At 39.3% G+C, this 4,363-nt stretch carries 5 protein-coding genes; 1 reads left to right on the forward strand and 4 read right to left on the reverse strand.

Annotated elements, in window-relative coordinates; genetic code table 11:
• Positions 1-119: 119 nt before the first annotated feature.
• From SU60_RS06645 to SU60_RS06660, 4 genes are all read right to left on the reverse strand, one after another.
• Entirely contained in the window at positions 120-635 is a 516-nt protein-coding gene (locus tag SU60_RS06645) for a hypothetical protein (protein ID WP_041154825.1), read from the reverse strand.
• 1 nt (position 636) lies between these two features.
• Complete coding sequence (locus tag SU60_RS06650) at positions 637-1,779, reverse strand: hypothetical protein (protein ID WP_041154826.1); 1,143 nt, start codon at positions 1,777-1,779, stop codon at positions 637-639.
• Between the two features lie 269 nt (positions 1,780-2,048).
• Positions 2,049-3,239 carry a site-specific integrase gene (locus SU60_RS06655; RefSeq protein WP_209419684.1) on the reverse strand — a complete coding sequence of 397 codons (1,191 nt, stop codon included), beginning with the start codon at positions 3,237-3,239 and terminating at the stop codon, positions 2,049-2,051.
• 10 nt (positions 3,240-3,249) lie between these two features.
• Complete coding sequence (locus tag SU60_RS06660) at positions 3,250-3,612, reverse strand: hypothetical protein (RefSeq protein WP_170875019.1); 363 nt, start codon at positions 3,610-3,612, stop codon at positions 3,250-3,252.
• 168 nt (positions 3,613-3,780) lie between these two features.
• Between SU60_RS06660 and SU60_RS06665 the strand changes: the two genes are divergently transcribed.
• On the forward strand, positions 3,781-4,344 hold the full coding sequence (locus tag SU60_RS06665; protein ID WP_041154829.1) for a hypothetical protein: 564 nt from the start codon (positions 3,781-3,783) through the stop codon (positions 4,342-4,344).
• The last annotated feature ends 19 nt before the right edge of the window (positions 4,345-4,363 follow it).

Here is a 4,363-nt window from a genome sequence, read left to right on the forward strand (position 1 = left end):
AGAGGGGCACGGAAACCCATATAACTCTCGATGGGGGATTTGAAGTCGGGAAGAACTTTTTTTGGTTCAAATAAATTAATCTAGTAACTCATCTCATGATTTGAACTATGCTGATGTTGTTATTTGCTTAAATCATCATGAGCTTCGTTCTCAGCCTTAACTTTCATTAGGCTGTAAATAAATTCTAGGTTATTGCTCATTATTCTAATAATAGCTTGCAATTGAATTAATGCTAAATAGTTAATCGTAGTAATTCCTACAGTTCTAATAATGGAGTAATAGCTACTATCTTTAAGTAAGTATTGGACATATGGAGTAATTAAATTAAATATAACTATCCCAACCAATACCAAGGCTGATGAAAATATTGTTAAAACTAGACTTCGTATTCTATTAGTTTGCTCAACACCTTTTATTAAGCTAAACTTCTCGGGGTTAGTAAATCGTGAAATAGCCTCTGGATAACTATAAGCAACCCATATCCCTGCTAGAGTAAACACAGCTGCAGAGACATTCTGCAATGTTACAATCACATTTTTCAAATTTTCTAGCGTTATAAACTCACTACCTAAATATGCAAAAGCAACGCTTATTAGTAAGAACGCTACCTGAATGAGAATATCTTTCAGCTTCATTTTAGCCCCCATACTTTTGATTGTACTGCTCAGCTGCTCCAGTTTTTGAAAAGTTTAGCAGGGAGTCTCGTGCATCTTGTAATGTATTCATAACTATCTTTGCAGAATAGTAACTACCACCTATTCTTTGGGTTGGATCTAGTGTGATTTTTCTTCGGTCAACATAGTTACTGAACCACTTTGTAGTGTCTTCATCATTCGTTCTAAAGCCAATATCATTCCAAGCGAAACCATTAGAATTATCACTACTATTATTCTCGTCATTATATACAGTAAGAATATCTCTTAGCTCTTCAGCTGTAACAGTTGCTTCTTCAATTATTTCAACATGCTTTTTGGCTTTTGTTGAAATACGTTTTTTGTTAACTTTGTTCCATAGAGTTAGAGCTGGGTTTGATTCGATTTTTTTCTCTGATGAGATGGTTTCTCTTATAACCAAGTGCGTGATATACGGTGCTAAGTGTTCAGGGGATATATCATCAACAGTTAGTTCTTTCATTTTGGTTTTAAATGAAAACTTCATTGAGTAGTTACCACATGGAGACTTGTAGGTGACATTTTTATAATCAATATCTGCATTGGCAAATTGATTATATCTCGTTGAGTTATGAACAACTTTATTATCATCAGGGATGAAATTCTCAATGCTTCTTTTAATATACCAACACATATCTTCTGTACTTACGATTGAATGTGGAAACTTAATTGAAGCGATTAGGTTCTTTTCAGGAATATACCAAAAATACATCGGTGCACCGTATATTAGTTTTTTTCCTTCCGCATTTTTTTCAACTTGGATGACATCACCACTTGAACTTCCAACTTTAGCATCCTGGACAAATCCACTTAGCTTGCCTTCATCATTGGTAAATGCTTTACAAAAAACAATTAATTGGTCTCCATTTTCGGGTGAGAGGTCACTATCCTTGAAGTAAACATGAGGACGATGTGGGTGTGATGCTGAGTCAAAAGGAAGTGTTTCAGAAAGGTCTCTTTGTCTAGCCCACTCTGTAACTTTCTCTAAGGCATCTTTTAGATCGCCTTTTACATGTACTTGAGTACGCTTATTTGAATCACCTAGCTTTTGACTTCTATAGAACCCACACTCATCAATTTCAAAAAAAGTAATTAGCCCATTTTCCATATGTTATTCTCACCCAGGTATCGTTGTTATGACCTATAAATTTATTTCAACTAGTTATGCTACCACTCAGAATGTAAAATTCATATCGTTCACAATATAGTTAAACTAAATAGTCTCAAAGACAATGCAACCCGGATAATAACTGTTTTTATTTGTAATCTTTCCAGTAAATTATTCATCTTGATAGCGGTGTACCATCTATCTTTTCTTTTGATAGCCATACAAAATGCATTAAAAAAAGCAGCGAGCAACATACTCACTGCTTTTGACTACCCGTTACTCACATCTCTAACCAACTCAGCGACATTAGCACTAACCTCTCTTAACCTACTCGAAGCCAAATGAGCATAACGGGTCGAGGTCTGCGGTGACTGATGCCCTAACAAATGCTGAACATCGTAGAGCGTGGCATTTCCGCTGTTGATTAAAATTGAAGCAAAACTATGTCTGAGGTCATGAATACGAAAATTATCGGTTATACCAGCGGCAGCTTTAATCCGAGCAAATGCCTTCTTCGGATGAGCGATAGGTCTACCGGGTGCATCTCCGGCAAAGATATAGGGGTTCTTCGGTTGTTGGAATCGACGTTGATCATTTATGACTTCCTTAGCGAGGTGGTTGAGCAGGACCGTTCTCGACAGTCCCGACTTAGTGTGGGGTAGAAATAGGCTCCAATTGCCGTCGTCGTCGACGGTAAGGCACTCCCATTTTGAGCCAGTAATTTCACCTATGCGCATCCCTGTTAGTAGCGCAAATTTCAATGCATTGGCTTGGGTGCGATTGGGTTCTTCGTTACATGCCTTGATGAAGGATGAAACCTCAGCCCGTGACAGAAATCGCTGTCTTACGTTGTTTTCCTTAAGCTTCCTGATGTACTGACCGGGATTAGAGTCGACATACCCCCATTCCATTGCCAGTCTGAACATGCGAAGGACTAAGGAACGTAGACGGTTCACCGTTGCAGGTTTCCTACCTTCTAGTAACCCGTCCAACAATTTCTGAATGTCATGCTGACCGATATCAGTGAGAGGTTTCTTGCCCCATTTCGGATAGAAATGAAGCTTGAGACTACCCGCATCACTTTTAGCAGTAAGCTTATTCATCATTGCGTAGGGTAAGTAATGCAGCTCTGAGAACTCTTGGAATGTAAGGACGTTGCGCTTCTCATCACGAATAGCCTTGGGGTCATTACCGAGAGCGATTTCCCGTTTATGGTCATTCGCTATCTGTCGGGCAGTGTTGATGTCTAGCGCTGGATATTCTCCGAGTTGTATAGATTTTTTGATCGAAAAATAGGTGTATCTAAACAAGAAACGCTTCCTGCCTCGACGGTTAATTATCAGCTTGAGTCCGCTACACAACTCATCTGTATATTCCGTTTCCTTACTTTTGCTCGACGGCGACGTCGGTGGTAGTGAGTCGAGTTGGCGCTTATTGAATTTGAATTTTCGGGATTGCATCACTGCCTCCTTAGTCATTCTCGACGGAGAAGTATTGGCGTAATTCGGTGAGTAGTGTCTTAGGCATCAGCATGTAGATACCCTTGCCACTGTCCTCGACAATGCTCAGGGTGAGTACTGCGCCGTCGTCCAGATCGTCTTCGAATTCGGTATAGGTCAGTGCTCGTTTTAGCAGTTCGATATCGTCGACGACTACGGCAGAGAGTTCGGATTTTGATGTGAGGAACCAGAGTTCACATTGCAGCTCATCCCATGCCTGTTGGGTTTCTGCTTCATCGTGAAATGGTTCACTGATTATGGATAGGATTTGTTCTTGTAAGGTGGTGGTGATTGGTAGTGTTGTGATTTGTTGAAGGGTAGTTAGCTTAATCATAATTAACTCCATTATTATCAGCATCATAGAGTTAATATGAGTCTAATTTTTAGAATGATTCGGTTAAGAATAGCGATACTTTTTTAGGCAATTCAGAAATTAGCCATTGAAATCATATCTAAATCATATATGATTGTATTCACTCCATAGTTGATTGAAAGGATAATTATGAAAATAGATGTATCGCAAAAAACATACGAACGCTTGTCTGAGTTAGCTAAAGGTTTTGATACCCCTGATGCTGTAATAAATCGTTTACTGGACTCGGTAACCAAGATGCCTGAACGTAAGCCTACAATTACTTTTGACCCAAGTAATGAGCTAGATTTTAAAGCTGCTCTATTGGATACAAGACTGGCTGAGGTTTGCATTTCCTACAACGATAAACCTACTCAGTTTCTCGTATGGAACGCAGAGAAGTTTAAGGATTCATCAAATCTGAAGGCCAATCTGTGGTCAGGATTTCTGAGAGGGTGGAAAGAAAAAGGTATCACCGGAATCACCCTAACCATTTTGGATTCAAGCACTGACAGAACCGTTTTAGAAATAGGACACGCATTGGGGATTAGCTATGCGGATGCTGTAGTAGTTCAACCACGACATCACCGAGAGGACGATAATAACTATCTGATTTGGTTTGATAATGAAGATTCGTCTATCATCGATAAAGTTCAGCACAAAGTTAATAATGACCTCGAAGTATATTTACCAGCTTTCATGCTCAACCTGTAACCCCTACCCACCACCTCCC

The organism is Vibrio mytili, from assembly GCF_000830505.1.
GTDB lineage: Bacteria > Pseudomonadota > Gammaproteobacteria > Enterobacterales > Vibrionaceae > Vibrio > Vibrio mytili.

Coding starts and splice junctions, on each gene's coding strand:
- SU60_RS06645 (WP_041154825.1), bottom strand. CDS start 635: ATGAAGCTGAAAGATATTCTCATTCAGGTAGCGTTCTTACTAATAAGC.
- SU60_RS06660 (WP_170875019.1), bottom strand. CDS start 3,612: ATGATTAAGCTAACTACCCTTCAACAAATCACAACACTACCAATCACC.
- SU60_RS06650 (WP_041154826.1), bottom strand. CDS start 1,779: ATGGAAAATGGGCTAATTACTTTTTTTGAAATTGATGAGTGTGGGTTC.
- SU60_RS06665 (WP_041154829.1), top strand. CDS start 3,781: ATGAAAATAGATGTATCGCAAAAAACATACGAACGCTTGTCTGAGTTA.
- SU60_RS06655 (WP_209419684.1), bottom strand. CDS start 3,239: ATGCAATCCCGAAAATTCAAATTCAATAAGCGCCAACTCGACTCACTA.